The organism is Streptococcus sp. 1559 (genome assembly GCF_013276735.1).
GTDB classification, from domain to species: domain Bacteria; phylum Bacillota; class Bacilli; order Lactobacillales; family Streptococcaceae; genus Streptococcus; species Streptococcus pseudopneumoniae.
On record NZ_VMLO01000035.1, the window covers coordinates 11,707 to 15,558 of the forward strand.

1 protein-coding gene is annotated in these 3,852 nt (G+C 40.2%); it reads left to right on the top strand.

All coding sequences use genetic code 11. The features are described 5' to 3' along the window. Nucleotides 1–174: 174 nt before the first annotated feature. Nucleotides 175–3,852, top strand: a 3,678-nt coding sequence (locus tag HT688_RS06025) for a YPDG domain-containing protein (RefSeq protein WP_172923644.1), incomplete at its 3' end; no start/stop codon positions are given.

The following is a 3,852-nucleotide window of genomic DNA, read 5'->3' on the forward strand; positions in this document are numbered from 1 at the left end:
GCTGTGATAGCTGTGATATTATAGTTGCTTGAGGCTTAAGGGTGACCTAGTATCATCTCCTATCATTTACTCACTAGTAAGAATCACGGTGCTGTTTCTAGCTTCACTCTCTGAAGGAGTGGGAGTTGGGAAACTTATTTTTTATTATATCATTAGTCTTCTTAAGGAGGTAACATGGAAGATAAATCGAATTCACTCAGTAGGGTAAAGCGCCATCAACGTGAAAAAGTCTTGCGCTTCTCTATTCGTAAATATAGCTTTGGTGCAGCTTCTGTTGCGGTTGCGGCTCTTATGTTTATGGGAGCCAACGTCGTGAGTGCAGATAGCCCAAGCCAAAACACGTCGTCATCGACTACTGGTCTAGCTAGCCCGAAAGATGGGGAGCAGTCGTCTGAAGCAGGGCAGGCAAGGAACGAAAATCAAGCCGAAGTAGCCAGTGAACCTTCAGCAAATAAGGAAGCTCAACCTGCTGAAGAGAAAGCTGCTACAGTTGATAGCAGCCGCTTGAGCAAGCTAGTGGAAGAGGTAAGTGCTCTTCTTTCTACCGACTCGAAGCACGATTCTTCAGTTGTAAGTCCTATTAAGGAGCGACTTCAAAAAGGAAAAGAATTATTAGACCGTGCTGATGCAGGTCAAGGGGAGCTTGACAGTCTTGCTGAGGACTTGGAAAAGGACTTGGCAGTCTTATCAAGTTCTTCTAAAGAATCAAGTCAGCCGCAGGGAAGTGAATCAGCGGATAAAAATGCCTCTTCTGAAAGGAGCGACCATAAGGAGGAGGGTTCAGACAGGGCTGCTTCTGCATCTGGAGCAGAAGATAAACCTAAGAGATCTAGAAGATCTAAGAGGGCTCTGGAATCTATCTCGGGTACTGTTAACGAAGGTGCTTTGTCTGATGTAAGATACTTTGCTTCTGTTGACCCATCTACTAACGAAGGTAAAAAGACAAGAAATAATGATGAAGATTTTACTAGGGATAAGACAGTAATCAGAGCAAATTATAAGGAAGAAAATGGACAAAAATGGATGGTCTACGATGTCTTCTTTAATAACGATGGAAAACGTATGGTGGAAAGGTCATATCAGCAACAGTATTATTTCCAAGGACCTTTTAATATCATGAATCTTAACGGCGATGGAACTTATAAGTCTGATACAATAAAAGACTTGAGTTTCACACGATACAAGAAATATAATGCTAGAAGGCTTTCTGATGGGAATATCGGATTTCAACAATATGGAAATACAGTCAAAATTGATAAACCGTGGGAACAGAAAGCTTATATCTTTGATAATGATAATATCAGTTTGTATGATCCAGCTTCAGGGGTAACTAGAGATAATCAGCGTGGTTATGTATTCAAGAATAACGAACACGACACTTTTCTAAATACTCTCACAAAAAAAGAAAACGGTCAGTATCCAAACTTATCATATTATTTGGGGATTAAGGTTGGAGCACAAAGTATAGATTATGCTGTTCATATGCATGTGAAGATTAGACTTAAAGACAATGTGACTGAGGAGGAGGCAGCTAAATACGGTCATGTCTACGCTGCCACGACAACATTTGGAAATACGACTAATCAGTCTTATATTATGGCGGCAAAGGGTGCTAGGTTAGAAACGACCACAGAGGCAGAAACCTACCCTATCCAAGGTAGTTCACATACCAAAACGGTGGGAGATAGTCTTCCAAATACAGATAACCCTGTAGCTGATAAGTATGTCACTTCAAAAAGTGGTAAAGACTTCCCACCAAGAATGACTTGGAGCTGGCAAAATGATCGTAAACCAAGTACAGATCAAGCTGGAGTCTTTACTTATAAAGTAATTGCCAGATATGGGGATGGTTCATTATCAGAAGATGCTAACTCAGGCTCAGACGGAACTGTTAAGCTTACAGTTAAACCTAAAAAACCGACTATTACAGGCTTTGAGAATAAGAAAGGCCTCACTGGACAACAACTGACAGTGAATGTAGGGAGCGGAGTAAAGGATGGCTCGATAGTTAAACTTTACGATGGAGATAAAGTTATCGGAGAAGGTAGAACACAAGGTCAAACCGCAGTGGTGACGGTCACAGACGCTTTACCTGGTCGTCCTATTACAGCTGAAACCATTGTGAACAACGGTGGAACAGTGACTTCAGACCGAAGTGATGCCGTAACACCGACAGAAGCACCAGACACACAAGCCCCAACCTTGACCATCACACCAGCAAGCCAAACGGTAACAGAAGGTGAATGGGTAACATTTACAGTTACAGCAACAGATGATAAGAAGGCTAAGCTGGATGTTAGTGATATACTAACAAAATATGGTGATAGATTTAACACGGGGAAAGCATTTGTAGACGCATCAGGAACCACAGATACTAATCAAATCAGAAAAATCACTATTAAAGCCCTACCAGAAGATGTTGGTACACATACAATTACCTTCAAGGCTACTGATGAAGCAGGTAATAAAGCAAATCCGGTAACATTTACTTTCACTGTCACAGCTGGGGATAAGATGGGACCAACCATTACAGCAGCAGATGCTACAGTAACTAAAAACGAACCAATTACTCCAATCCCTGTAACAGCTGTAGATAATACAGGTGGTGTTGGCTTGCGTGATAATAATCCAATAGAGGTAAGCAATTTACCACAAGGATTAAAATATGAAAATGGCAAGATTACAGGGACTACGAATGCTGCGACAGGATTCTATACTGTAAAAATTAAAGCATATGATAAAAATAATAATTCTTCAGAAAAAACAATAAAAATCACTGTTGAAGAGCAAGCTAGCAAATATAATCCGACAGGAGAAACATTAACAGTTCCGTATAACCATAACATTACGGATGATGAAGTGAAGGCAAAAGTACAAAACTTTGCTCCAGGAACTTTAACGGTACAAAGTAAACCGTCAACAAATACATCAGGTAATGTAGGAAATGCGGTAGTGAAAGTAACATACCCAGATGGTTCACATGATACAGTAAATATTCCAGTAGTCGTAGGACGTCCAAATAAAGATGATTACACACCGAAATACGAAGATGGAAATGGAACACCAGGAACTGAAGTGAAAATTCCATTAACAGAAGAGAACGGTAAGAAAATTCCAACAGGAACAACCTTCGAAAGTGGAACACCAGGAATCACAGTAGATAAAGATGGTAAAGTCACTGTAACAATTCCAAAAGAAGCTAAACCAGGAGATAAGATTATCGGCAAAGTAACGGTAACCTATCCAGATGGCTCGAAAGAAGAAGTTCCGGTAACGGTTGCAGTAGGTAAACAAGATAAAGATATCTATACACCGAAATATAATGATGGAAATGGAAAACCAGGAACTAAGGTAGAAATTCCATTAACAGAAGAGAATGGTAAGAAAATTCCAACAGGAACAACCTTCGAAAGTGGAACACCAGGAATCACAGTAGATGATAAAGGAAAAGTCACTGTAACAATTCCAGCAGATAAGAAACCAGGAGATAAGATTATCGGCAAAGTAACGGTAACCTATCCAGATGGCTCGAAAGAAGAAGTTCCAGTAACGGTTACAGTAGGTGAACAAGATAAAGATATCTACACACCGAAATACAATGATGGAAATGGAAAACCAGGAACTAAGGTAGAAATTCCATTAACAGAAGAGAATGGTAAGAAAATTCCAACAGGAACAACCTTCGAAAGTGGAACACCAGGAATCACAGTAGATGATAAAGGAAAAGTCACTGTAACAATTCCAGCAGATAAGAAACCAGGAGATAAGATTACCGGCAAAGTAACGGTAACCTATCCAGATGGCTCGAAAGAAGAAGTTCCAGTCAAAGTAACGGTAACAACACCAGCTCGT